20 protein-coding genes are annotated in these 26,336 nt (G+C 72.8%); 14 read left to right on the top strand and 6 right to left on the bottom strand.

What is annotated here, in order from left to right; translation table 11 throughout:
* Positions 1-145: 145 nt before the first annotated feature.
* Together AB0J86_RS11315 and AB0J86_RS11310 are read left to right on the top strand one after the other, a co-directional pair.
* The gene (locus tag AB0J86_RS11315) at positions 146-1,852 is read left to right on the top strand and encodes a S8 family serine peptidase (protein ID WP_363855921.1); all 1,707 of its coding nucleotides are present in this window, start codon (positions 146-148) and stop codon (positions 1,850-1,852) included.
* Positions 1,853-2,148: 296 nt separating this feature from the next.
* A complete protein-coding gene (locus AB0J86_RS11310; RefSeq protein WP_363855919.1) occupies positions 2,149-2,874 on the top strand; it encodes a hypothetical protein in 726 nt (241 codons plus the stop codon).
* Positions 2,875-2,937: 63 nt separating this feature from the next.
* On the opposite strand, the gene AB0J86_RS11305 is transcribed toward AB0J86_RS11310, so the two are convergent.
* Complete coding sequence (locus AB0J86_RS11305; RefSeq protein WP_363855918.1) at positions 2,938-3,585, bottom strand: helix-turn-helix domain-containing protein; 648 nt, start codon at positions 3,583-3,585, stop codon at positions 2,938-2,940.
* 82 nt (positions 3,586-3,667) lie between these two features.
* Here AB0J86_RS11305 and cysS point away from each other — a divergent pair, with 82 nt between their 5' ends.
* The 6 genes from cysS (at position 3,668) to AB0J86_RS11275 (ending at position 12,215) form a co-directional block, all read left to right on the top strand.
* A complete protein-coding gene (cysS, locus tag AB0J86_RS11300) occupies positions 3,668-5,083 on the top strand; it encodes a cysteine--tRNA ligase (protein ID WP_363855916.1) in 1,416 nt (471 codons plus the stop codon).
* Positions 5,083-6,216, top strand: a complete 1,134-nt coding sequence (gene rlmB / locus AB0J86_RS11295; RefSeq protein WP_363855914.1) for a 23S rRNA (guanosine(2251)-2'-O)-methyltransferase RlmB — start codon at positions 5,083-5,085, stop codon at positions 6,214-6,216. The genes cysS and rlmB overlap by 1 nt, the downstream gene beginning before the upstream one ends.
* Positions 6,217-6,440: 224 nt before the next feature.
* The gene (locus AB0J86_RS11290) at positions 6,441-9,137 is read left to right on the top strand and encodes a hsp70 family protein (RefSeq protein ID WP_363855912.1); all 2,697 of its coding nucleotides are present in this window, start codon (positions 6,441-6,443) and stop codon (positions 9,135-9,137) included.
* 132 nt (positions 9,138-9,269) lie between these two features.
* Entirely contained in the window at positions 9,270-10,871 is a 1,602-nt protein-coding gene (locus tag AB0J86_RS11285; protein WP_363855910.1) for an alkaline phosphatase D family protein, read from the top strand.
* 9 nt (positions 10,872-10,880) lie between these two features.
* Positions 10,881-11,768, top strand: coding sequence for a discoidin domain-containing protein (locus tag AB0J86_RS11280; protein WP_363855908.1), 888 nt, complete (start codon positions 10,881-10,883; stop codon positions 11,766-11,768).
* Positions 11,769-11,825: 57 nt separating this feature from the next.
* Positions 11,826-12,215, top strand: coding sequence for a hypothetical protein (locus AB0J86_RS11275; protein WP_363855906.1), 390 nt, complete (start codon positions 11,826-11,828; stop codon positions 12,213-12,215).
* A 56-nt stretch (positions 12,216-12,271) separates the two neighbouring features.
* On the opposite strand, the gene AB0J86_RS11270 is transcribed toward AB0J86_RS11275, so the two are convergent.
* From AB0J86_RS11270 to AB0J86_RS11250, 5 genes are all read right to left on the bottom strand, one after another.
* On the bottom strand, positions 12,272-12,940 hold the full coding sequence (locus AB0J86_RS11270) for a hypothetical protein (protein ID WP_363855904.1): 669 nt from the start codon (positions 12,938-12,940) through the stop codon (positions 12,272-12,274).
* A gap of 136 nt (positions 12,941-13,076) precedes the next feature.
* Positions 13,077-13,952, bottom strand: a complete 876-nt coding sequence (locus AB0J86_RS11265) for a carbohydrate ABC transporter permease (protein WP_363855902.1) — start codon at positions 13,950-13,952, stop codon at positions 13,077-13,079.
* Positions 13,952-14,935 carry a sugar ABC transporter permease gene (locus AB0J86_RS11260; protein WP_363855900.1) on the bottom strand — a complete coding sequence of 328 codons (984 nt, stop codon included), beginning with the start codon at positions 14,933-14,935 and terminating at the stop codon, positions 13,952-13,954. The genes AB0J86_RS11265 and AB0J86_RS11260 overlap by 1 nt, the downstream gene beginning before the upstream one ends.
* Before the next feature lie 39 nt (positions 14,936-14,974).
* The gene (locus AB0J86_RS11255) at positions 14,975-16,324 is read right to left on the bottom strand and encodes an extracellular solute-binding protein (protein ID WP_363855898.1); all 1,350 of its coding nucleotides are present in this window, start codon (positions 16,322-16,324) and stop codon (positions 14,975-14,977) included.
* Between the two features lie 21 nt (positions 16,325-16,345).
* Positions 16,346-17,491, bottom strand: coding sequence for a LacI family DNA-binding transcriptional regulator (locus tag AB0J86_RS11250; protein ID WP_363855896.1), 1,146 nt, complete (start codon positions 17,489-17,491; stop codon positions 16,346-16,348).
* Between the two features lie 342 nt (positions 17,492-17,833).
* On the opposite strand from AB0J86_RS11250, the gene AB0J86_RS11245 reads away from it, so the two are divergent.
* The 6 genes from AB0J86_RS11245 to AB0J86_RS11220 all read left to right on the top strand — a co-directional run bounded on the left by AB0J86_RS11245 (position 17,834) and on the right by AB0J86_RS11220 (position 26,336).
* Positions 17,834-19,165, top strand: coding sequence for a Gfo/Idh/MocA family oxidoreductase (locus tag AB0J86_RS11245; RefSeq protein ID WP_363855894.1), 1,332 nt, complete (start codon positions 17,834-17,836; stop codon positions 19,163-19,165).
* A gap of 55 nt (positions 19,166-19,220) precedes the next feature.
* Positions 19,221-20,690, top strand: a complete 1,470-nt coding sequence (gene uxaC, locus AB0J86_RS11240) for a glucuronate isomerase (RefSeq protein ID WP_363855892.1) — start codon at positions 19,221-19,223, stop codon at positions 20,688-20,690.
* A complete protein-coding gene (locus AB0J86_RS11235) occupies positions 20,690-21,991 on the top strand; it encodes an enolase C-terminal domain-like protein (protein ID WP_363855890.1) in 1,302 nt (433 codons plus the stop codon). Before uxaC ends, AB0J86_RS11235 begins: the two co-directional genes overlap by 1 nt.
* A complete protein-coding gene (locus tag AB0J86_RS11230) occupies positions 21,982-23,487 on the top strand; it encodes a mannitol dehydrogenase family protein (RefSeq protein ID WP_363855888.1) in 1,506 nt (501 codons plus the stop codon). Before AB0J86_RS11235 ends, AB0J86_RS11230 begins: the two co-directional genes overlap by 10 nt.
* A 55-nt stretch (positions 23,488-23,542) precedes the next feature.
* Positions 23,543-24,763, top strand: coding sequence for a Gfo/Idh/MocA family oxidoreductase (locus AB0J86_RS11225; RefSeq protein WP_363855887.1), 1,221 nt, complete (start codon positions 23,543-23,545; stop codon positions 24,761-24,763).
* 202 nt (positions 24,764-24,965) lie between these two features.
* Entirely contained in the window at positions 24,966-26,336 is a 1,371-nt protein-coding gene (locus AB0J86_RS11220) for a pectate lyase (RefSeq protein ID WP_363856157.1), read from the top strand.

Raw genomic sequence — 26,336 nt, 5'->3', positions numbered from 1 at the left:
AGCGCCGGACGACCCACCCGCTCTTGCCCGCGCGACCGCCGACCAGGAGTGTCGACGAATCCGTCGATTCCGGGCGGTCCTCTGGCGATGCTCCTGGTGATCGGGTGAGATGACTCCACATCCCTCAAGGAAGGACCTGGATGTGGTGAGTAGACGCTTCACCGCCGCAGCCGTCGCGACCGCGACGACGGCGGCGCTCGCGCTGACCGTACCGGCCGGATCCGTCGCCGCCGCGCCGGCCGGCACGACCCGCTACACCGTCGTGGCCGAGGACGGAGTCTCCGCCGAATCGGCCGTCGCCGCGATCCGGGCGGCCGGCGGTACGGTCGTCTCGCGCACCGACGACGTCGGCGTCTTCGAGGTGACCAGCGACCGGACCGACTTCGCCAAGCGGGCCACCGCGGCCGGCGAGCTGATCGGCGCGTCCGAGCAGCGTGCGATCGGGTACGCGCCGAAGCTCAAGCGCGACGCGGTCGAGCGGGAGAACCTGACGCAGCGTGCGCGCGCGGCCGGCAAGGGCGGCGCCACGGGCGGGCAGCACGGGCCGAAGGCCGACCCGCTGGACGACAAGCTCTGGGGCCAGCGGATGATCCGGGCGGACCGGGCCCACGCCGCCGAGCCGGGCGACCGCGGGGTGACCGTCGGGGTGCTCGACACCGGCCTGGACGCCAGCAACCCCGACCTCGCGCCGCACTTCAGCCGGTCGCTGTCGCGCAACTTCGCGCCCGACAAGACCGATGTGGACGGCCCGTGCGAGGTGGCGAGCTGCCTCGACCCGGTCGGTACCGACGACGGCGGGCACGGTACGCACGTGGCGGGCATCATCGGCGCCGCGGCCAACGGCGTCGGCCTCACCGGCGTCGCCCCGGACGTCACCCTGGTCGAGCTCAAGGGCGGCCAGGACTCGGGGTACTTCTTCGTGAACCCGGTCGTCAACGCGCTGGTCTACGCCGGCAAGGCCGGGCTGGACGTGGTGAACATGTCCTTCTACGTCGACCCGTGGCTGTTCAACTGCGCCAACAACCCGGCCGACTCGCCGGAGGCGCAGGCCGAGCAGCGGGCCATCATCAAGGCGATGAACCGGGCGCTCAACTTCGCGTACGCCCACGGGGTGACGCTGGTCGCCGCGATGGGCAACGAGAACGACGACCTCGGCTCGCCGCGCAACGACGTCACCAGCCCCGACTACGGCGGCACGCCGTACGAGCGGCCGATCGACAACAAGACCTGCCTGAACCTGCCGACCGAGGGCCCGCACGTGATCGCGGTCTCCTCCCTCGGCCCGTCCGGCAAGAAGTCCGACTTCTCGAACTACGGCACGGAGCAGACCGAGGTCGCGGCGCCGGGCGGCTGGTTCCGCGACGGCTTCGGCACCCCGAGCTTCCGGACCAACGCCAACATGATCCTCTCGTCGTACCCGAAGAAGGTGCTGCAGGAGGAGGGGACGGTCGACGCCGACGGCAACGTCGTGCCCGGCAACGAGGACCTGGTCTACAAGGACTGCCCGGCGCAGGGGGAGTGCGGTTACTACACCTACCTGCAGGGCACCTCGATGGCCTCGCCGCACGCCGCGGGGGTGGCGGCGCTGATCGTCAGCAAGTTCGGCCGGCGGGACCACCGCACCGGTGGCCTGACGCTCGCGCCGGACCTGGTGGAGAACCAGCTCTACCGCACGGCGGCCGAGCACGCCTGCCCGACGCCGCGGCTGCAGCAGTACCGCGACGAGGGCCGGGACGAGACCTTCGACGCGTACTGCGCCGGGGGCACCAACTTCAACGGGTTCTACGGGTACGGCATCGTCGACGCGTACGCCGCGGTGACCACGCCGTTGCACCCCGGAGCCCGGCCGTAACGCAGGCGGATCCACACCGTCACGCAGGCGGACGCCGCGGGGCCCGGTCGGGTGAACGGCCGGGCCCCGTACCCTTCTCGCGTTGCGTTCGCGGCTTCGGCCGGCCATGATGACGGTCGATCACGCCGGGGCCGGCGGAGTATCGGCCGACACCGGGGTGAGTGAATCCATCCGGCGCGGGGTGGCAGCGGTCGTTTTTCGGTGAAGCGAAGTGGCCGAACTGTCCGCGGACGCGCAACGGCAGGGAGGCAGGCTTTCGTGGCTGAAGGTGACGCGCCGACGGTGGAGTTCCCGCGGTGACGCGATCGCCGAGTCTTTCCCCGCAGTCCCGCTCGCGCGGCGGCGTACGGCCGGCCGCGACGGAGGACCGGGAGTCGAACGGTCGGCACCGGGCCGCCCACGCGCGCGAACCCGAGGAGGCCGGGCCGTCCCGGGGGCGCCGCATCCTCTGGCTCCTCCCGGTGGTCGCGCTCGTCGGCGGGGTGGTCCTCTTCGTCGCCGCGCTGCTCGGACGGGGCGCGCCGGGGACCACGCCCCCGCAGGGCGAGGCGGCGCCGGAGGTCGGGGTGGCGGTCTCGGTGCCGGCCCCGACGCCCGATTCCACCGACTGGGTCAACTCCCTCACCCCGGCCGCCACGGCCGGCGGGGCGACCGCGACCCCCACGGGCTCGCCGAGCGTCACCCCCTCCGGGGCGTCCCCCACGGCCGGGGCCGCGTCGGTGACGGCCACGCCGACCGCGCCGCCGGCCAGCCCGGCGGCCCCGCCGCCGCCCGCGCAACCGGTCCTGCTGGGCCCCGGCGGCAACGGCCAACTGGAGTCCATGGTCGGGCAGTACTGCGACCGGCACTACGGCGGGAGCTGGGTGGACACCGACGGTGGCCGGTGGCGGTGCGAGCGGCTGCTCTCGTCGAAGACGGTCGACATGAACGTCGCCTGCCGGGACCGGTACGGGTCGGACGCGTTCGCCCAGACCTCGAACAGCCGCGACCCGTACGCCTGGCGCTGCTACCGGGCGGCCTGACCGCCGACGGCGGCCCGGGTCAGGCGCACGCCGGGTCAGGCGCGGGCCCAAATCAGGCAAGGGTCAGGCGAGGGCCCGGCCCACGGCCGCCGCGGTGGCCAGCACCTCCGCGCCCACCAGGGCGATGTCCAGCGGGGCCAGCGCGACCACGCCGACGCTCGCCTCCAGGCCCGGCACGCCGAGCACGGGCGCGGCGACGCCGTACGCCCCGGGCTGCAACTCCCCGCTCGTGGCGACCGGCTGCGCCTGCCCCCGGCGGCCGGCCAGGATCGCCTGGCCGGCGGCGCCCCGTTCCAGCGGGTGGCGGGAACCGGTCCGGTACGCCACGTGGAACGAGGTCCAGGTCGGCTCGACCACGGCGAGCGCCACCCCCTCGCCGCCCTCCACGACCGTGAGGTGCGCCGTCGCGCCGACCTGCTCGGCCAGGCGCCGCAGCGCGGGCAGGGCTCCCTCGGCGAGCAGCGGTTGGGCCCGCCGGGCCAGGTGCAGCACGCCCGCGCCGACGCGCAGCCGCCCGGCCCCGTCGCGGCGGACCATCCCGTGCTCGACCAGCGCGCCGACCAGCCGGTAGACGACCGCCCGGCCGACCCCCAGCCGGTGGGCCGCCTCGGTGACGGTGAGCCCGCTGGGCGCGTCCGCGACCAGGTGCAGCAGGCGCAGGCCCCGGTCCAGGGTCTGTGCCGTCTCGCCCGGTCGCGCGCCGCTCTCCACACCCGGCAGCGTACGGCCGCCACCCGCCGCCGTGGCTCCCTGCGGGGCGACCGCCGACAGTGGCGACGGCTACCCTGGTACGGTGACGCTACGCCTGTATGACACCGCCACCCGATCGGTGCGGGACTTCGTTCCGCGGGAAGCCGGCAAGGTGGGGATCTACCTGTGTGGTCTCACCCTCCAGTCGCCGCCCCACATCGGCCATCTCCGTTCCGGCGTCAACTACGACGTGCTGCGCCGGTGGCTGCGGCACAGCGGTCACGACATCACCTTCATCCGCAACCTCACCGACATCGACGACAAGATCCTCGTCAAGTCGCTGGAGCAGGGCCGCCCGTTCTGGGCCATCGCGTACGAGAACGAGCGCGTCCTGGAGGCGGCGTACCGGGCGCTCAACGTGCTGCCGCCGACGTACGAGCCGCGGGCGACCGGGCACATCCCGGAGATGCACGAGTTGATCGCCAAGCTGATCGCGGGCGGGCACGCCTACCCGGCCGGGGACGGCTCCGGCGACGTCTACTTCGACGTCCGCTCCTTCCCCGAGTACGGCGAACTCTCCGGCCAGCGGGTCGACGCGATGAAGACGACCGAGGAGTCGCTGGAACTCGGCAAACGGGACCCGCAGGACTTCGCGCTCTGGAAGGGCGCGAAACCGGACGAGCCGGCCGACGCCTACTGGCCGTCGCCCTGGGGCTCCGGACGGCCCGGCTGGCACATCGAGTGCTCCGCCATGTGCTGGCGCTACCTCGGCGCCGAGTTCGACATCCACGGCGGCGGTCTCGACCTGACCTTCCCGCACCACGAGAACGAGATCGCCCAGTCCCGCTCGGCCGGGTTGGGGTTCGCCCGCTACTGGGTGCACCACGGTCTGCTCAACCTCGGCGAGGCGAAGATGAGCAAGTCGCTGGGGAACGTGATCGACCTCGACCACGTGCAGTCGATCGGGGTGACCCCGATCGAGCTTCGCTACTACATGGTCGCCCCGCACTACCGCTCCCGGATCGACTACTCGGACGAGTCGCTGCGCGAGGCCGCCGTGGCGTACCGGCGGATCGAGAACTTCGTCCAGCGGGCGGCCGAGCGGGTCGGCGCCGGCGAGCCGGGCGAACTGCCGCCCGGGTTCGCCGCCGCGATGGACGACGATCTGAACACCTCCGCCGCGCTGGCCGTGCTGCACGAGGTGCTCCGGGACGGCAACAACGCCCTGACCGGCGGGGACGACGCGGGTACAGTTGCCGCTCTCGCCGCCGTACGAGCCATGCTCGACATCCTCGGCCTGGATCCCCTCGATCCGGCCTGGACCGGTGGTGGCGCGGGCGAGGACCTGCGCGCCACCGTCGACGCGCTGGTGGCGCTCGCGCTGGAGCAGCGCGCCCACGCCCGTGGGCGCAAGGACTGGGCCGCCGCGGACGCGGTGCGCGACCAGCTCAGGCGGGCCGGTGTGGTGGTCGAGGACACGCCACAGGGCCCCCGTTGGACGATCGGAGAGCAGCACTGATGCCCGGCAACTCAGCCCGACGCGGCAAGCGGGTCACCTCGAAGAAGGGGGCCACCATCGGCTCCGGCGGCAAGAACCGCGCCGGCCTCGCCGGTCGCGGCCGTACCCTGCCGGCGGACGAACGGCCCTGGCACAAGGCGTACTCCGGCACCGAGAAGCTCCCGGACCGGACGGCCTGGAAGCAGGAGAAGGAGCGCCGGGCGGCGGCGGCCGAGGGGCGGGCCCCCAAGGTCGGCCAGCCCGGCAGCAAGGACACCACCTGGGGCAAGGGGACCAAGGGTGCCCCGGGTGCCCGGCGCGGTGCCGCGTCCCGTGCGGGAGGCGGCGGCAAGGCGCCGGCGCGCGGCGGCCCGCGGGTCGCCCCCGGCCGCAAGTCGGCGCCGGCCAAGGACGCCCCGGAACTGCTCGTCGGGCGCAACCCGGTGCTCGAATCGCTGCGGGCCCAGGTCCCGGCGACCGCGCTCTACGTCGCGCAGGGCATCGAGATCGACGACCGGGTCAACGAGTCGGTGCGTACCGCCGCCGACCGGGGTATCGCGATCATGGAGGTGACCCGGGCCGAGCTGGACCGGATGACCGGGGGCGTACTGCACCAGGGCATCGGGCTCCAGGTGCCCCCCTTCGCCTACCAGCCCTTCGAGGACCTGCTCGGGGCGGCCGCCGAGCTGACCGCGCCCCTGCTGGTCGCGCTGGACGGGGTGACCGACCCCCGTAACCTGGGCGCGGTCATCCGGTCGGCGGCCGCGTTCGGCGCGAACGGGGTCTTCGTACCCGAGCGCCGGGCGGCCGGCATCACCGCCACCGCGTGGCGGACCAGCGCCGGTGCGGCGGCCCGGGTCCCGGTCAGCCAGGTGACCAACCTGACCCGGTCGCTGAAGGCCTGCCAGCAGGCGGGCTTCCTGGTCATCGGGCTCGACGCGGACGGCGAGACCGACCTGTACGACCTGGAGGCCGCGGTCGGCCCGGTCGTGGTGGTGGTCGGCTCCGAGGGCCGCGGCCTGTCCCGCCTGGTCGGAGCCACCTGCGACCTGCGGGTCAGCATCCCGATGATCTCCGGGGTGGAGTCGCTCAACGCCAGCGTCGCGGCGGCCGTCACGCTCGCCGAAATCGCCCGTCGTCGGGCGCGGGAGTAGTTGCGCTTCTGGGTGGGGGCCCACCGTACCCGGCGAATCCCGTCAGGCTTGATGTCTTCGCCGGGCACGGTGGGCCCCACCTTTCGCTGCTCGCGGGTCGATTGAACGGGGTGTCCCGAACGGTTGGGTGCTCCGGTCAGTGGGGTTGGCGTTGCCGATCGGGGCTGTGGGGTGGCCGTAACATGCAGGGCCGGGCATCCCCCTCGCCCCGGAGGAGTCGGCAGATGGCAGGGCTGGACGGCGGCTACGGGCTCGGCGTCGACCTAGGTACGTCCAACACCGTCGCCGTACTGCGCCGGCCGGACGGCCGTACCCGCCCGCTCCTCTTCGACGGTCAGCCGACCATGCCGTCGGGGGTTCTCCTGGACGGCGCCGGCCGGCTGCACGTCGGGCGCGACGCGCAGCGGCTCGCCCAGGCCGATCCGGTGCGCTACGAGCCGAACCCGAAGCGTCGGGTCGACGAGCCGCTGGTGCTGCTCGGCGACCGCGAGATCCCCACGGCCGAGCTGCTCGCCGCGACGCTGCGGGCCGTCGCCGCGGCGGCGGTGGAGGCGGTCGGGTTCGTCCCACCGGCCGTGCTGACGCATCCGGCCGGCTGGGGCGCGCGCCGCCGCGAGGTGCTCGCCGAGGCGGTACGCCGGGCCGGCTGGCCGCCGGTCGGATCGGGCGGTACCGGGCTGGTGCCCGAGCCCGTGGCCGCGGCCCGGTACTTCGCCGAGGCGCTGCGGCGTCCGGTACCGCTCGGCGCGGCGATCGCGGTCTTCGACTTCGGCGGCGGCACCCTCGACGTCGCGGTGGTCCGCAACTCGGGCGTCGACCAGGCGGGCCGGGCCCGCTTCGAGGTGATCGGTTCCGGAGGGATCGCGGAACTGGGCGGGTTGGACCTGGACGCCGCGCTGGTCGAGCAGATCGGCACGGTGGTCGCCGCGACCGATCCCGAGACCTGGCAGCGGCTGGCCCGGCCGGAGACGCCGGCGCGGTGGCGCGAGCGGCGGCAGCTCTGGGACGAGGTGCGCGCCGCCAAGGAGATGCTCTCGCGTACGTCGACCGCGCCGGTCGTGGTGCCCGGGCTGGAGCAGGCCCTGCACCTGACCCGTACCGAGCTGGAGCGGCTGGCGACGCCGCTGCTGCGCCGGGGCGTGGCCGAGACCGCCTCGGTCATCGCCGGCTGTGGGCTGACCCCGGACCAGCTCGCCGGCCTCTTCCTCGTCGGCGGCTCGTCCCGGGTGCCGCTGGTGGCACGCCTGCTCCACGCCGACCTCGGGATCGCGCCGACCGTGCTGGAGCAGCCGGAGCTGCCGGTCGCGGAGGGAGCGGTGGTGGAGTTCGCGCCGGCCGCCGTGGCGGAGGCGGCGATGCCGGGCGCGGCGCGGGTGGCAACGGCCGCCCCGGTCTCCGGCGTGCCGGTCTCGCCCGGCGCGCCCGGGGCGCCGGTCTCACCGATGTCGTCCGGCGTGCCCGTCTCGCCCGGGGCGCCGGTCTCGGGGGTGATGTCGCCGGACTCCGCAGCGGCAGCCGGACCAGGGGGCCGGCCGCGCCGGCGTACCACCTGGATCGTCGCGGCGGCGGTCGCCGCGCTGGCCGGCGTGGTCGGCGCGGTGGCGCTCTACCTCACCCGCGACCGGTACCCGGACCTCGACTACCAGCCCTTCGCCGACGCGGGGACGGTCGCCTTCGCCGACGGGGCGAATCCGTCGACCTACCTCACGGCCTTCGGCGGCGACCGGGTGTACTTCGCCTACGACGTGCAGGAGCGGTTGGAGGTGGTGGCGGTCGACACCGATCGGGCCGCCACGGGAGCCGAGCCGCTCAAGGAGGCGTGGCGCGAGCGGACCTCCGGCTCGGCCAAGGAGTGGCTCTCGATCGTCGCGCTGCCGGACGTGCTGGTCGCCGTGAGCCGGGCGACCGGCAGGGACGAGCCGTGCCACCTGGTCGCCTTCGCGGCCGGCAACGGGAGCGAGCGGTGGCGGTACGACCTGCGCGGCTGCGATCGCGGTGGCGACCAGGTGTTCTTCTTCGACGACCGGATCGTGGTGCTCGACCGGGCCCGGGACCGGCTGGTCGGGCTGGACGCCGCCAGCGGCCGACAGCGGTGGAGCGAGCCGAACCCGAAGCACGACCAGTACGCGCCGGAGTCGTTCGTGACCGTGGTGCGGACCGCCGACGACCTGGGCGGACCGGCCGACGCCGGCGGCGCGCCGATGGGGGCGTATCACGGCGACGACCGGCGGATCGTGCAGTTCGGCGGCGACCACTCGGTACGGGTCGTCGCGGTGAGTGACGGGACGGTACTCAAGACCCGGGGGACCGTCGCCGACCCGGACCTGACGGCGGCGTACGGCGACCGGCTCTACGTGGCCAACGACGACGGCGGCTACCACGTCGACGAGTACGATCTGACGACCCTCGGGGAGCCGGTGACCACCTACAGCGCCGCCGACGACCAGCGGCGCCTGGCGAAGCTGACGCCCTGCGGCGAGCAGCGGCTCTGTCTACTGGAGACGGTGAGCTTCGACCCGAAGACGGCCGAGCTGCAGCTGGTCGACACGAAGGCGCGCCGGCGGCTCTGGTCCGAGAAGGTGCCGGACGCCGAGCTGGTCGTGCCGGTCGGCGAGCACATCCTGGTGGGCGCCTCCGGCACCGACCGCACCGCCACGATCCTGACGCCGGAGAAGGGCGTGCTGGTGCGCCGCGACGGTGCGGCGGTACGCGTCGACGGCGGCAACGTGCTCTTCTTCGCGGAGGGGCTCTCCACCATCGCCGACGACCGGAGCGTGGCGGGGCTGGGGTTGGGTTCGACGGTCCCGACCGAGCTGGGGCAGCTCAAGGGCTCCCGCTCGGCGACCTGCTCGTGGAACAGCAGGTTCGTCGCCTGCGCCCAGGACTCCGGCTTCGCACTGCGCCGCTTCGCCAAGGGCTGAGCCCCGCCAGGGGGATGGTCCCGTCCAGTTCACGCTCCGGCCCATCGCCGGTGGGTGTCCGGCCACCCGGTGGTCACCCGGCCCGTCGTTAATGATCAAGACTGCGGGCGGACCCCGGAAGGAGCCCTGCTGGTGATCGACGACGGAGACCTCAGGCCGGCGGCCCGGCTGGCCCGGCGGCGCTTCCTCACCGTCACCGGAGCCGCGACGGCGCTCGCCTTCGCGACGAACCTGACGGGCGGATCCAGCGCCGGCGCCACCGGCGGAAACGTCACCGACGACCCGTTCAGCCTCGGCGTCGCCTCCGGCGAACCGCTGCCGGACGCCGTGGTGATCTGGACGCGGCTGGCGCCCCGGCCGTACGAACCGCTGGGCGGCATGCCGTACCGGGCGACCACCGTGCAGTGGCAGGTGGCCAGCGACGAGCGCTTCCGGCACGTGGTCCGCTCCGGCACCGCCAGCGCGAAACCCGAGTACGGCTACAGCGTGCACGTGGACGTCCGGGGCCTGGAACCGGGACGGCACTACTGGTACCGCTTCCGGGTGGGCCGGTACCTCAGCCCGAGCGGCCGTACCCGGACCGCGCCCGCGCCGAGGCAGCGGGTCGACCAGCTCACCTTCGCGGTCGCCTCCTGCCAGTCCTGGCCGGACGGCTACTACACCGCGCACCGGCACATCGCCGGCGAGGACGTCGACGCCGTGCTCTTCCTCGGGGACTACATCTACGAGTACGGCATCGCCGCCGCCGGCGGCTTGCGCTTCGTCACCGACCCGGTGCCGAGCCAGTTCCGTACCGAGGCCGACACGCTGGACCGGTACCGGCTCCAGTACGCCCTCTACAAGTCCGACCCGGACCTGCGGGCGGCGCACCAGAACGCGCCCTGGATCCCCACCTGGGACGACCACGAGGTTCAGGACAACTACGCGGACCTGACGTCGAAGAGCAACGCCCCGGCCGAGGACTTCCTGGTCCGGCGGGCCAGCGCCTACCGGGCGTACTGGGAGAACATGCCGCTGCGCTCGCCCGCGCCGCGCGGCCCGAACTACATGCTCTACCGCCGCTTCGCCTTTGGGCAGCTCGCCGACCTGAACGTGCTCGACACCCGTCAGTACCGGGCCGACCAGGCGGACGGCGACGGCTGGAAGGTGGACTCGGCCACCCGGCGCGACCCGGCCCGCGCCTTCGCCGGTGCCCAGCAGCAGCGGTGGCTCTTCGACGGGCTCGACCGGTCACGGGCCACCTGGAACCTGCTGGCGAACCAGGTGGTGATGAGCCGGATGGACCTCGACCCGACGGCCGGGGAGCTCTACAACATGGACGCCTGGGACGGGTACGCCGCCGAGCAGCGGCAGATGCTGGACGGGCTCGCCGCCCTGCGCGGGGGCAACCCGGTGGTGTTGACGGGGGACGTGCACGCCGCGTACGCGCTGGAGATGAAGCGCGACTTCGCCGACCCGGCCGCCCGGCCGTTCGGCGTCGAGCTGGTGACGACGTCGATCAGCAGTGGCGGAAACGGCGCCGACATCTCCGCGAACGGGCAGAACTTCCTCGCCGCCAACCCGCACCTGAAGCTGGTCAACGAGCGGCGTGGGTACCTCGTGGTCCGGCTCACCCCGCACGAGCTGCGCGCCGACTACCGGGTGGTGCCGTACGTGGACCGCACCGGCGCCCCGGTGCAGACCGTCAAGTCGTTCGTCGTCGAGGCCGGCAATCCCGGCCTGAACCCGGTGTGAGGGATGACCATGCTGAGTAGGTTCCGGCGCCGGCTGGCCGGCCTGTCCCGGGGACGGAAGACGAGCGTCGCGGTCGCGGCCCTCGTGCTGGTGGGGCTGGGCGCCGCCGTCCCGGCCGCCGCCGGTCACCCCGACACCGCCCGGCTGAGCCTCGCCGCCGACGTGGACCAGGTACGGGTCGATCCGGTCCCCTGTGCGAACCAGGGCTTCGAGCTGCGGTTCGGCAACACCGGCCGGACCGAGGTGTACGCCGACGCGTTCCTGGAGGCGCCGGCACCGCTGCAACTCTCCCGGTACCTGGTCTCCAGCTATCTGCCGGCCGGGTACACGCTCAAGGTGAAGATCTCGGTGAGCGCGCCCCGCTCCACCCCGCCCGGCCGGTACACCATCACGGCCCACGCGGGAAGCCAGCGGCTCGCGCTGCCGGTGGAGGTGGCGCCCGCCCCGGTGGAGACCACCGGCAACCTGGCCCGGTACGTGCCGGTCTCCGCCTCGTCGGAGAACCTGCCCACGTACCCGGCCTGCGGCGCGGTCGACGGCGACCGGGACTCCACCCACTGGGCGTCGACGACCGGCTGGAACGACGCGACCAAGGGCAGCTTTCCGGACTGGCTCCAGGTCACCTTCGACCAGCCGCAGGTGGTCGGCCGCGTCGATCTGTACACGCTGGACTCGGCGAAGTACCCGGCCGCCCGGTACGGCCTGCGGGACTGGGACGTGCAAGTGCGGGTCGGCACCGGCTGGCAGACCGTGGCGGAGGTACGCGGCAACCTGCTCGGACTGGTCAGCTCGACCTTCACGCCGGTCACCACGGGAGCGGTCCGGATCGTCACGCTCGCCAGCAACGAGGGCGTCACCTACTCCCGCGTCGTCGAGTTCGAGGTCTACCACGCCTGAGCCGACGGGTCCGGCTGCCGGGCCCGTCGTGTCGTACCTCCGCGCTACGGTGCGGCCGTGTTCTCGGTGATCCTTGCCTGCGACGATCCGTACCGGACCGCCGACATCTTCGTCACGCGGCTCGGTTGGCGCCTGGTCTTCGCCACGCCGGCCGACTCCGACGATCGGCTGGCGTGCGTGGAACTGGGTGACGCGCAGGTCATGCTCGGTACGGCAGAGGAGGAGTTCCTGCCCGGCGCCGCCCGCCCGTACCGTGGTGCGGGCGTCGAGGTCTACATCCGCCTACCCGAGTCGATCGAAATCGACGAGGTCCATCGACGTCACGCGGCGGGGAACGTGGTTACCCGTCCGCTGGCCAGGCGGGAGTGGGGAGAGGTGGCGTTCCACTTCGAAGTGGACGGTTACCGCTTCCTGGTCGCACAGGCGGAGCCGACGACCGCCCGGTGAGGCCGGCCATCCGCTGTCGCGCGATCCGCTGTCGCGCCATCCGGGCGTCGGTGTCTCTACCATCCGGCCCGCCGGGCGACCGCGTGCAGGGCGAAGAGGGTGTAGCCGGCCAGGATCGGGGTGAGCAGCGGCAGCACCATCGCGCCGAGCACCGCCGCCAGCACCAGTACGCCGGCCGAGGCGAGCAGCGCCACGGGCCGGCGCCCGGCGAGCCGCGCCGCCGCCCGTACGGCGAGCAGCCAACCCCGCCCGCCCCGGCGCCCGACCTCGACGACGGTCAACCCGGCGAGCCCGACGGCCGCGACGGCCAGCGCCGCGGTGACCACCAGCAGCGGCCGCCCGCCCGGCACCAGCCCGCGGCCGAGGGCGAGCAGGTTGAGGCCCAGCAGGGCGGCGGCGGCCCCGGCGGCCAGGGTGGCACCGGCGCCGGGGAGTACGCCCCGGCCGAAGTCCCGCAGCAGCCGCCGCGCGTCGGGCCAGCGGTCGTACGCCAGCCAGTGCCGCACGGCCGAGCTGGCGGTGGCGACGGCGGCTCCGGCCGTCAGCACGGGCAGCGCCGCCACGGTGACGAGCACGCCGAGCAGGGCGAGGTCGGTGGCGTTGCGCAGGGTGTCCCGCCAGTCGTGCCGCGGGGCCGTGCCCTCGTCGCGCTCCTCGGGCCAGCTCGGCGCCGCCACCGAGTCCGTCCGGCCCGGCCCGGTGCTCCCGTCCCGTTCCGCGCTCACGGTCCCCACCTCCCTTCCGCACCCTCTCCCCGTCTCATCCGCCCCCTCCCCGTCGATCTAGGGCAAATCCCCGTGAGTTGATCTCCGATCACCACGATTTGCCCTAGATCGACGGGGCTGGGCCCGTCGACGGGGGTCATCCCTTGAGGCCGCTGGTGTTGATGCCCTCGACGAGCATGCGCTGGAAGGCGACGAAGAACAGGAAGACCGGCAGCAGCGAGAGCACCGACATCGCGAACATGGGTCCGACCGCGCTCTCGCTGGTGGAGTCGATGAAGAGCGTCAACGCCACCGGTACCGTGTAGTCCCGCAGGTCGGAGAGGTAGACCAGCTGACGGAAGAAGTCGTTCCAGGTCCAGATGAACGAGAAGATCGCCGTGGTCACCAGCGCCGGCCGGCTCAGCGGCAGGATGACGTGCCGGAAGATGCCGTACGAGCTGGCGCCGTCGATCTTCGCGGCCTCGTCCAGCTCGCGCGGGATGCCCCGCATGAACTGCACCATGAGAAAGACGAAGAACGCCTCGGTCGCCAGGAACTGCGGGACGACCAGCGGCAGGTACGGCCACGGCCCGCCGACCATGTCGAAGGTCCGGAACAGGATGTACTGCGGCACGATCAGCACGTGCCCGGGGAGCAGCAGCGTCCCGATCATGATGGCGAACCAGAAGCCGCGCAGCCGGAACCGCAGCCGGGCGAAGGCGTACGCCGCCAGCAGGCAGGAGACGGCGTTGCCGAGCACGGTCAGCAGGCTCACCAGGATGCTGTTGAGGAAGAACCGGCCGAAGCTGACGTCGAAGTTGCGCCAGCCGTCGGTGTAGTTGCCGGGGGTGAACTCCTTCGGCAGCAGCCCGATGTTGCTGACGATCTCCTCCTGGGACTTCACCGAGGTGCCGAGCATCCAGAACAGCGGATAGAGCACCACGGCGAGGATGGCGACCAGGACGAGCAGCCGTACGGCCTGCCGTCCGGGTACGCCGCGCCGCCGGCCGAGCGCCGGCGTGTGGGTGACCATCAGCGGTCCTCCTCGTCCGAGTAGTGCACCCAGAACCGGCCGGTCCGGAAGAGCACGATCGTGATCAAAGCGATGGCGAGCAGGAAGACCCAGGCCATCGCGGAGGCGTAGCCCATCTCCAGCTCCACGAAGCCCTTGATGTAGAGGTTCAGCGTGTACATCAGGGTCGAGTCGACCGGCCCGCCGGTGCCGTTGCTGAGCACGAAGGCGGAGGTGAAGCCCTGGAACCCGTTGATCGTCTCCAGCACCAGGTTGAAGAAGATCACGGGGGAGAGCATCGGCAGCGTGATCCGGAGGAACTGCCGTACCGGGCCGGCCCCGTCGACCGCGGCGGCCTCGTACAGCTCGGTCGGCACCTGCTTGAGGCCGGCCAGGAAGATGACCATGGGCGCGCCGAACTGCCAGATGGCGAGCACCATCAGCGTCTCCAGTGCCCAGTCCGGGTCGTTCACCCACGGGCGCCCCTCGATGCCGACCAGGCTCAGCAGCGAGTTGAACGCGCCGTCGCGGTTGAACATGTTGACCCAGACGATGGCCAGCGCGACGCTGCCGCCGAGCAGGCTGGGCAGGTAGAACAGCCCGCGGAAAAGCCCGACGCCGCGCCAGGTCCGGTTGAGCAGCAGGGCCACGCCGAGCGCGGCGGCGAGCTTGAGCGGTACCGCGATCAGCGCGAAGGACAGGGTCACCCGTACCGCGTGCCAGAACGACGGGTCGTCGGTGAACATCCGCCGGTAGTTGTCCAGCCCGACCCACTCCACCTCCGACCAGGGGGTGAGCACGTCGTAGCTGGTGAAGCTGAGGTAGAGCGACAAGAGCATGGGTATCGCCGTGATGGCCATCAGTCCGACGAGCCAGGGCGACAGGAAGACGTACCCGGCCAACCCCTCCCGGCGCCGGGCCCCGCCGGGCCCACGCCGGTCGGCGCGGGCCCGGACGGTGTCCGTGGCACGAGGGGTCGGGTTGGGCGCCGTGGTCAGAGCCACGAGCCGGCTCCTCTCCGAGCGTGGTGACGCGCCGAGCGGTCAGGCGATCGCGGACTGGCAGACGGACAGGAAGGCCGCGGCGGCCTCGGACGGGCTCTGCCGGCCGTACTGGACGTTCTCCGCAGCCTTGATCAGTTCGGAGCGCACCTTGCTGTGGCCCTTGAGCGGCACCTGCGGCGACGGGCCGAACTTCGACGCCAGCTCGGTCTCGACCTGGATCGAGAGCTTCATGGCCGGGTCGGTGACGCTCTCGCTGACCGCCTTGCGTACGTCCAGGTTGGACGGCAGCCCCCGGTCGGTACCGAGGATCTTGCCGGCCTCGACGTCGTTGGCCAGGAAGTTGATCACGTCGACCGCGACGTCCCTGTGCTTGCTGTTGCGGAAGACCGAGAAGTACATCGAGGCCCGGGCCCACTGCGCGCTCGGGTCACCCGGGTAGGCCACCACGCCCAGCTCGTCCTTGGTGTTCTTCTTCAGCTCCGGCATCTGGTTGGCCCAGACGAAGGAGGTCGCGGCCTTGCCCGTGACGACCAGCTGCTTGCTGATGTCGGTGGCGTTGCCCTCGTGGATCACGTCCGCGGGCGGGGTCGCGCCCCGCTCCCGGGCGCCCTTCCAGAGCTCGAACCACTTGGTCACGTCGTCGGCGGTGAAGCCCAGTTCCTTGCCCTTGTAGAGGTCCTTGCCCTGCTGGCGCAGCCAGACCCAGAACGCCTTGTAGTCCGCGCTCGGGTCCATGGTGCCCGGGGTCTTGCTGGTCTTCGAGACCTGCTCGGCCCAGCTGATGAAGTCCGCCCAGCTCATCCCGGTGGTCGGCGCCGGCAGGCCGTGCTTGTCCAGCAGCGTCTTGTTGTAGACCAGGCCCTGGGTGTTCTCGCCGAAGGCGAGCCCCGCGAGCTTGCCGTCGACCACGCCGTACTGCCAGAGGCTCTCCGGGAACTTGGAGACGTCGAGCTTGCCGCTGTCCTTGTACTTCGTGAGGTCGAGCGTGGTGTTGCGGGACGCGTACTCGGTCAGGTAGTTGTCGTCGATCTGGAAGATGTCGGGCGGGCTGCCGCCGGCGGTGAGGGTGGCGAGCTTGTCGAAGTAGCCCTGGTTGGCCTGCCAGGTCTTCTCGAACGTCACGTTCGGGTGTTTCTGGGTGTAGAGGGCCAGCGCGTCCTCGGTGAGCTTGGCGCGGGCCTCGGCCCCCCACCAGAAGATCGACAGTTTCACGGGGGCGTTCGGGTCGCCGCTGCCGGCGTCGTCCCCGCCGCAGGCGGCGGCGCCGAGGGCCAGCGGAAGGGCGACCGCCGCGGCGACCAGGCCGCGCAGCAGCCGGCGGGGCCGGGTGGAGGTACGCCGTCCGCGCGCCGGAAGCGCGGGACGGGGGAATGGTGTGGTGCCGTGCATGTGCGCTCACTCCTTGGGGCGTTAGGAGGCGACAGCTTCGGGCGGATCCGCTACCTGGGGCTCCGGAGCCGCACCGTGGTGCGGACCCGGGCCGGTTTCCGTGGTCGCGGTGCCGGTGCGACCGCTGCCGGCCGCGGGGCCGGGGCCCGTCGAGTCGCGGATGACCAGCTCGGTCTGGAGCATTACCTGTGCGGTGGTGCGACGGTCGTCACCTGCGGTGGTGCGCCCGCCGCCGCGTCCGGTGCGGCTCGCGGCGGGGTGGTCGGGGTCGTACTGCAGGAGCATGTCGACGGCCGTCCGGCCGGCGGCTGCGGTTGGCGTGGCCACCGTCGTCAATTTGGGCCGGGTGAGCCGGCTCAGCGCGATGTCGTCGATGCCGACGACGCTCACGTCCTGGGGCACCCGGACGCCGAGGGAGTCGAGCCCCTCGATGAGGCCGATCGCCATCAGGTCGTTGTAGGCCAGCACGGCGGTGACGCCGGCCCGGCGGACCTGTTCGGCCATGGCCGTACCGCCGCCCTCGGTGGGCGGGTTCGGCCCGAGTACGGTCAGCGTCGCCTCGGCGGAGCGGGCCGCGGCCGTCGCGGCGCGGCGGATCTCGCGGCTGGTCCAGGAGCCGCGGGGCCCGCCGAGCAGGGCGAGGTCGCGGTGCCCCAGCGCGGTGAGGTGCTCCACCGCGAGCCGGGCGCCCTGACCGACGTCCATCACCACCGCCGGCAGGCCGGTGACCTGCCGGTTGATGACGACCAGCGGGACCTCGCGGCTGAGCTGCTCGATCAGGCTGTTGCTCATCCGCGGGCTGCAGAGCAGCACCCCGTCGACCTGCTTCGCCAGGGCGTGCACCAGCTCCTCCTCGGCGCCCGCGTCCTCGTTCGTGTCGGCCACGAAGATGTGGTAGTCGCGGTGCCGGGCCTGACTCTCGGCCGCCTTGATCAGCGGCGGGAAGAAGGGGTTGGCGATGTCGGCGACGATCAGCCCGATGTTGTGCGTACGGCCGGTGATGAGGGCGCGGGCCGCGCGGTTGGGCCGATAGCCGAGGGTCTCCGCGCAGGCCATGACCCGGCTGCGGGTCTCCGGGTTGACCAGGTGCGGGGCCGAGAACGTGCGCGACACCGTGGAGATGTGTACCCCCGACGCCCGCGCGACGTCCCGAATCGTGGCTGGCACGCGAGCCCCTTCCTCTTCGACGCCCGCCCATCCGCCGCGACGGGTGTGGCCGGAAACCCACGCCGGCCGGCGTCGTGGCGTGCGCTCCACTTCGCCGACCGGGGTCTGACTCTAAGTGATCTTCACTGCCCGATCGGGTGACCGGTGCAGCAATTAATGCAAACGGTTGCTCGGGTGTCAATGGACGGTAGTTACGAGATGATTGCGGTCGGCAGCTTCCATGGTCACCAAACTCTGGCATTAGCGGATGAATACCGCAGGATTGGCTCCGGTCGTTGACGCGATAGCTCCTCGCATGGTTACTTCGGCTGCAAACCTTTGCAGTGACTCGGAGGAAGCGGGATGGCTGGAAGCTCCGGAGAGCGAACCCGGTACGCGGTGATCGGTACCGGCGCGCGAGCCGAGATGTTCGTCCGGGCCCTGGTGCTCGACCACTCGGCGACCGCCGAGCTCGTCGCCTTCGCCGACGTCAACCAGACCCGGATGCGTACCCACAACGCCTGGCTCGCCGACCTGGGCGCCGCGCCGGTACCGACCTACGCCGCGGCCGACTTCACCACCATGCTCGACAAGGAGCGGGTCGACGTGGTGCTGGTGACCACCGTCGACCGCACCCACGACGAGTACATCGTCGCCGCGCTGCGCGCCGGTCGTGACGTGATCACCGAGAAGCCGATGACCATCGACGTGCCGCGCTGCCAGCGCATCCTCGACACTGTCGCCGAGACCGGCCGCAACCTCTCGGTCGCCTTCAACTACCGCTACAACCCGCTGCACGAGAAGGTCCGCGAGGTGCTCGCCGCCGGCGAGATCGGCGAGATCGGCTCCGTGCACTTCGAGTGGCTGCTCGACGTGCGGCACGGCGCGGACTACTTCCGCCGCTGGCACCGGGACAAGGCCAACTCCGGCGGTCTGATGGTGCACAAGGCGAGCCACCACTTCGACCTCGTCAACTGGTGGCTCGACGCGCGACCGGAGCAGGTCTACGCCGCCGGCAAGCTCTTCTTCTACGGCGACGAGGCGGGCCGCCGGCACGGGTACGCCCGCGACTACGACCGGGTGCACGGCGCCCCGGAGGCGGCGGACGACCCGTTCGCGCTGCACCTGGACGCCAACCCGCAGCTGCGCGCGCTCTACCTCGCCGCCGAGGCCGAGGACGGGTACCACCGGGACCAGAACGTCTTCGCGCCGGGCGTGACGATCGAGGACGACATGTCGGTGCTGGCCCGCTACTCCAGCGGTGCCACGATGACGTACCACCTCACCGCGTACTCGCCCTGGGAGGGCTACCGGGTGATGTTCAACGGCAGCCACGGCCGGCTCGAACTGGAGGTCGTGGAGAACGACTACGTGAGCCGGCGTACCGCGGGCGAGGTGAAGGGCGCCGCCCTGCACGGGGTGGAGGCCGCCGCCGAGGACGGCTGGGCCCGGATCACGGTCCACCCGTTCTGGGAGCGTCCCCGGGAGGTGCCGGTCCCCGGGCACACCCGCGAGGGCCACGGCGGGGCGGACGCCCGGATGACCGGGGTGCTCTTCGGCGGCCAGACCGACCCGATGGGACGGGCCGCCACCGCCCGGGACGGCGCGCTGGCCCTGCTCACCGGCCTGGCCGCCAACCGGTCCTTCGAGACGGGGGCGCCGGTACGCGTCGCCGACCTGCTCACCATCGACTGACCCGAGGACCCGCCCGAACCCGAGGAACAGCCCGAAAACCGAGGAGCCAGCTTCCGTGTCTGGATCATCCGACCCGAGCCGCGCCGCCCGGCACCAGGCCGGTGCCCGCCCCGACCTGCTCTTCCCCGCCGAGCCCGGTCAGCGGGCCATCGCCCGGGAGCTGTACGCGCTGGTCCGGGACCAGCCGCTGATCTCCCCCCACGGTCACGTCGACCCGGCCATCCTCGCCGACGACGTGCCCTTCCCGGACCCGGCCCGGCTGCTCATCGTGCCCGACCACTACGTGACCCGGATGCTGCTCAGCCAGGGCGTGCCGCCGGCCGACCTCGGCGTGCCGAGCGGTGACGGTACGCCGGTGGAGCGCGACGGGCGGACCATCTGGCGGCGCTTCGCCGCGCACTGGCACCTGTTCCGGGGCACCCCGTCGCGGCTCTGGCTGGAGCAGACCTTCGCCGAGGTCTTCGGGGTGACGAAGGCGTTCTCCCCGGCCACCGCCGACGAGGTGTACGACGAGATCGCGGCGAGGCTCGCCGAACCCGCGTTCCGCCCCCGGGCGCTGTTCGAGCGGTTCAACATCGAGGTCCTCGCGACGACCGAGTCGCCCCTGGACGACCTCGGCCGGCACGCCAAGCTCGCGGCCGACGGGTGGGGTGGCCCGGGCGGTCGGGTGATCACCACGTTCCGGCCGGACAACGTGGTGGACATGGAGTTCGACGGCTGGGCCGAGAACGTCGAGCGGCTCGGCGTGGTCGCCGGCGAGGACATCGGCACGTACGCCGGCTACCTGGCCGCCCTGCGCCAGCGCCGGCAGGCGTTCATCGCGGCCGGCGCGACCTCCTCCGACCACGGCCACCCGACCGCGTTGACGCTGCGGCTGAGCGAGGCGGAGGCGGCCACCCTCTACGACCGCGGCCTGCGCGGCGACGCCACCCCGGCGGACGCCGAGGCGTTCCGGGCGCACATGCTGGTCGAGTTCGCCCGGATGTCGATCGAGGACGGCCTGGTGATGCAGCTGCACCCGGGCGCGGTGCGCAACCACAACCGGTGGCTCTACGCCCGGCACGGCCGGGACGTCGGCGGGGACGTCCCGCAGGCCACCGAGTACGTGCACGCGCTGGCCCCGCTGCTCGACGCGTACGGCAACGACCCGCGGCTGCGGGTGGTCGTCTACACCCTGGACGAGTACACCTTCACCCGCGAGCTGGCGCCGCTGGCCGGTGGCTACGCCGCGCTCTACCTCGGCGCGCCCTGGTGGTTCCTGGACTCGCCCGAGGTGCTGCGCCGGTTCCGGGAGGCCGTCACCGAGACCGCCGGGTTCTACAACACCGCCGGCTTCGTCGACGACACCCGGGCGTTCTGCTCGATCCCGGTACGCCACGACGTCGCCCGCCGCATCGACGCCGGGTTCCTGGCCCGGTTGGTGGCCGAGGACCGGCTTCCGCTGGACGAGGCGGCCGAGACCATCGTCGATCTCGCGTACCGCCTGCCCAAACGCATCTTCAAGTTGGGAGAGGACCCGTCCTGATGGTGACCATTACCGGGGTCGACGTACACGACGTACGCTTCCCCACCGCCGCCGCCGGGGACGGCTCCGACGCCATCAACCGGGGCGACTACTCGGCCACCTACGTCGAGCTTCGCACCGACGGTGACGCGGTCGGTGCCGGTTTCACCTTCACCAACGGGCGCGGCAACGAGCTCACCTGCGCCGCCGTGCGGGCCCTGGCGCACCACGTGGTGGGCCGCACCGTCGAGGAGATCTTCGCGGCGCCGGTGCGGTTCTGGCGGTCGTTGACCGCGGACGTGCAGCTGCGCTGGCTCGGCCCGGAGAAGGGCGTCATCCACATGGCCACCGGGGCGCTGGTCAACGCGGTCTGGGACCTGCGCGCCAAGCTCGCCGGCAAGCCGATGTGGCGGCTGCTCGCGGAGCTGCCGACCGAGGAGCTGGTGGCCGCCGTCGACTTCCACCACATCAGCGACGCGATCACCCCGGCTGAGGCGGCGGCGATCCTGGAGAAGGGGCTCGTCGGCCTGCCGGACCGGCTCGCGGAGCTGGAGCGCGACGGTTTTCCCTCGTACACCACCTCGGTCGGGTGGCTCGGCTACCCGGACGACAAGGTCCGCGCGCTGACCCGCGAGGCGTACCAGCAGGGGTGGCGGGCCATGAAGATGAAGGTCGGCGGCCCGATCGAGGACGACGTGCGGCGGGCGCGGATCATCCGCTCCGAGATCGGCCCGGACGCGCTGCTGATGATGGACGCGAACCAGGTCTGGGACGTCGACGAGGCGATCACCAACATGGCCCGGCTGGCCGAGGCGGACCCGTACTGGATCGAGGAGCCCACCCACGCGGACGACGTGCTCGGGCACGCCCGGATCGCGCAGGCCGTCACCGACCTGACGGGCGGGCGCTGCCGGGTGGCGACCGGCGAGGTCGCCGCGAACCGGGTCATCTTCAAGCAGCTGCTCCAGGCCGAGGCGATCCGGGTCTGCCAGATCGACGCCTGCCGGATCGGCGGGGTCAACGAGGTCCTCTCGGTGATCCTGATGGCCGCGAAGTTCGGGGTGCCGATCTGCCCGCACGCCGGTGGCGTCGGCCTCTGCGAGTACGTCCAACACCTGGCGATCTTCGACTACCTGCGCGTCGGTACCTCGCTGGACGGGCGCATGGTCGAGTACGTCGACCACCTGCACGAGCACTTCGTCGACCCGGTACGCACCCGCGGGGGCCGCTACCTGCTTCCCGAGGCACCCGGCTACAGCGCCACCATGAAGCCCGCCTCGATCGCCGAGTTCTCCTTCCCGGACGGACCGGCATGGCGGTGAGCGTGGGCGCGTCGCGGCTCGGTCTCGGCGCGCTGCGGCGGCTACCGGTCGAGGCCCGTCCGCTGGTGCGCCCCGGTACCGTCGCCGCCGGCGTCGTCCACCTCGGCCTCGGCGCGTTCCACCGCGCCCACCAGGCCGTCTACACCGAGGCGGCGCTGGCCGAGGCGGGCGGCGACTGGGGCATCATCGGCGTCGCGCCGCGCAGCACCGACGTGGTGGACCGGCTCGCCGCGCAGGACAACCTGTTCAGCGTCACGAGCATGTCGGGGGCCGGCAACGAGACCCGGGTCGTCGGGGCGCTCGCCGGGGTGCGACACGCCGCCAGCGACCCGGCCGCGATCGTGGCGCTGCTGGCCGATCCCGCGATCCGGGTGGTGACGCTCACCGTCACCGAGAAGGCGTACCAGCTCGACCCGGCGTCGGGGCGGCTGCGACCGGACGACGAGGTCGCCGCCGACCTGACCACCGACCGGCCGCCGGTGACCGTACCGGGGCTGCTGGTCCGGGGCCTGCTGGCCCGCGCGTACGCCGACGCCGGGCCGATCGCGCTGGTCAGCTGCGACAACCTGCCGTCGAACGGGAAGCGGCTGCACAGCCTGGTCGGCCAGGCGCTCCGGCTGGTCGGGGACGCCACCGGCGGGCGCTCCGAGCGGATCGCCGACTGGTTGCACGCCAACGTCACCTACCCGGGCACGATGGTCGACCGGATCGTGCCGGCGAGCACGGACGAGACGCTCGCCGCCGCCGAGCGGGCGCTCGGGGTGGTGGACCTGGCCGCGGTGGCGGCCGAGCCGTACCGGCAGTGGGTGATCGAGGACCGCTTCCCGGGCGGGCGGCCGGCCTGGGAGCGGGCGGGTGCGGTGCTCACCGACGACGCGGGCCCGTGGGAGCGGCTCAAGCTGCGCGCCCTCAACGGGGTGCACTCGGCCATCGCCTACCTGGGCGCGCTGGCCGGGCACGAGACGATCGCCGAGGCGCTGCGGATCCCGCACCTGCGGCCGGTACTGGCCCGGTTCATCGCCGAGGACATCGCGCGGAGCTTCGCGCCGCCGGCGGGGGTCTCCGTCGTCGAGTACGGCGAGTCGGTGCTCTCCCGGTTCGAGAACCCGGTGATCCGGCACCGGACCATCCAGGTCGCCATGGACGGCTCGCAGAAGCTGCCGCAGCGGGTCCTGCACACCATCGCCGACCTGCGGGCGGCGGGGGAGCGGCCGCGCTGGGCGGCGCTGGTCGTCGCGGCCTGGATGCGGTTCGTGCAGGGGCGCGCCGACGACGGCACCGAGCTGCCGCTGGACGACCCGCTCGCGCCGCGGATCCGGGCCGCCCTGGCGGCCGGTACGCCGAGCCCGGCCGGCGTGGTGGACGCCCTGCTGGGCCTCGCCGAGGTCTTCCCGCCGGCGCTGGCCGAGGACGACGAGGTGCGGGCGCTGGTGGTGGAGTGGCTCACCGCGCTGGAGCGGCACGGCGTGGCCGCGACGCTGGCAGGTGCGGCGTGAGCGGCCGGTTGGCGGGTGCGGGCGGCCGGATCACGGCGACGCCGGCGGGTGCGGCGTGAGCGCGCCGGTCGCCGCGCCGGCGCGGGTCGCGCTGGTGGGTGCCAACGGCCACGGCCGCTGGCACCGCCGGCTGATCGAGTCGCTGCGCGCGGCCGGCCGGCTCGAACTGGTCGCCCTGGTCGACGTGGCGCCCGTACGCCCGGAGCCGGACGCGCCCGTCACGGCGGAGGTCTACGCCGACCACCGGGAGATGCTCCGGTCCGCCCGCCCGGACGTGGTGGTGATCTGCACCCCGCCGCACACGCACCTGCCGATCGCGCTCGACGCGCTGGCGTCCGGCGCGGACCTGCTGCTGGAGAAGCCGCCGGTGCTCTCGCTCGCCGAGCACCGGACGCTGGCCGACGCGCTGACCGCCAGCGGCCGGGCCTGCCAGGTCGGGTTCCAGGCGCTCGCCTCGGCCGCGTTGGCCGAGCTGGCCGCGGCGATGACCGAGGGCCGGCTCGGGACGGTCACCGGCATCTCGACGCTGGCCTGCTGGCAGCGGAGCGACTCCTACTACGCGCGCTCGCCCTGGGCCGGCCGGCGTACCCTCGACGGCCGCCCGGTGCTCGACGGCGCGCTGGCGAATCCGCTGGCGCACGCGGTGATGCAGTGCCTCGCCCTGGCCGCGGTGGCCGAGGGACGGGACCCGGTCCGGCCCGAGCTGGTCGAGCTGGAGCGGTACCGGACCCGGCCGATCGAGGTGGACGACACGGCGACGCTGCGGGTGACGCTCGGCTCGGGGCTGCCCGTGGTGGCGGCGGTGACGCTCGCCGGTGAGGAGTTCGTCGCGGGCGAGGTCGTCGTGCACGGCACGCTGGGCCGAGCGGTGCTGGAGTACCCGACCGACCGGCTGCGGCTGCCCGGCGATCCGGAGCTGCGCGAGGTACCGGGCCGGGTGAGCCTGCTGGCGAACCTGCTCGACCACCGGGCCGACCCGGCGGGCGTACCGCTGATCGCGCCGCTGGCCCGGACGGCGGGCTTCACCGCCGTGCTGGACGCGATCGGCGCCGCGCCCGAGCCGGCGTTGGTCGCCGGTGACCGGGTGGTCCCGGCCGGCGACCCGCCCGAGCGGGTGCTGTCGATCCGGGGGGTCAACGCCGCGCTGCGGCAGGCCGCCGAGCGGCTGGCGCTGCTGTCGGAGCTGGACGTGCCGTGGGCGGTGCCGCCGCACCGCACGCGTTTCGGCGGGCCGACGGAAAACGGGCTGCAAATCGCGGAGACGATCGTGCGGTAGGAATCGGACCCAACACCCCTATTCTCGGCGACGGGCGGCCGGGGCAATGGCTATTGCCGTGATTCGGTGCAACATATCTGCAAATGAATCGCATTGACTCTCTTGACTGTAAATACCTACCGTTTGTTATCGGGAAGATTTCGTACGCGTTACGAGATCTCGGCAAACGAGTTGGCGTACGGAGAGTGCGATGCGACTGCGACTGCGTTCGTGCACGATGGCCGCCGCCCTGCTGGGAAGCGCGCTCGTGGTGCTGCCCACGACGACGGCCTCGGCCGCCGGCGGTGACGTCCCCGCCGCCCACGCCGGTGCGGAGGCGTTCTCGACCGGCCGTGCGGCGGGGCACGCGGTGCTGCCCGCGAACGACGGCTGGGCGGCGGCCGGACCCGGTACCACCGGCGGTTCGGCGGCCGGCGCCGACCAGGTCCACGTGGTGCGGAGCCGGGCCGAACTGATCGCCGCGCTCGGCGGCGACAACGCCACCAACCGGAACAACGCCACACCCAAAATCATTTACGTGCGCGGGGTCGTCGACGGATTCGAGGGCGCCGACGGGCGGCTGCTCGACTGTGCCGACCTGGCCGACCCGGCATACTCGCTGGACGCCTACCTGGCGGCTTACGACCCGGCGGTCTGGGGCCGGGTGAACCCGAGCGGGCCGCTGGAGGAGGCGCGGGTCCGGTCGGTGGCCAACCAGACCCGGCAGACACAGATCAACGTCGGCCCGAACACCACCATCGTCGGGCTGCCGGGCGCGCGGCTGACCGGGCTGACGCTGATGCTGGACACCGCCAGCAACGTGATCGTCCGCAACCTCGACCTCGTCGACGCCCGGGACTGCTTCCCGGCCTGGTCACCCACGGACGGCGAGAACGGCAACTGGAACTCCCAGTTCGACCTGATCTCGGTACGCCGCAGCGAGAACGTCTGGGTCGACCACAACACCTTCTCCGACGGCGACAACCCCGACCGGGACCAGCCGATCCACTTCGGCCGGCCGTACCAGGTGCACGACGGCGCGCTCGACGTCACCCACACCGCCAGCCTCGTCACCGCCTCGTACAACCGCTTCGTCGGGCGGGACAAGGTGATGCTGATCGGCTCCTCCAACACGGTCGGCCCGGACGTCGGCCGGCTGCGGGTCACTCTGCATCACAACCTCTTCGACGGCACCCTCCAGCGCCTGCCGCGGGTGCGGTTCGGGCAGGTGGACGCGTACAACAACGTCTACCGGCTCGCCGGTGAGGGCTTCGGCTACGCGCTCGGCGTCGGCGTCCAGTCCGCCCTCTACGCCGAGAACAACTACTTCGCCCTCGGCCCGGGTGTCGCCGCCGGCGACCTCGTCTACGACTGGGGCGGTACCGCGATCACCGAGCGCGGCAACTGGGTCCGTACCCCGGGCGAGCTGCCCCGGCCGGTCGGCCTGCTCGACGCGTACAACGCGGCGCACGATCCGGACCTCGGGCCGGACGTCGGCTGGACCCCGACGCTGCGGGCGGCCCGCCCGCAGCCCGCGCCGCTGGTGGCGCTCACCGTGCCGCTCCTGGCCGGCGCGGGCCGCCTGGCGCGCTGA

This window comes from Micromonospora sp. NPDC049559 (genome assembly GCF_040676675.1).
GTDB lineage: Bacteria > Actinomycetota > Actinomycetes > Mycobacteriales > Micromonosporaceae > JBFAPK01.
The sequence above is the reverse complement of the archived record's forward strand: the minus strand, read 5'-3'. Positions and strand labels throughout refer to the sequence as shown.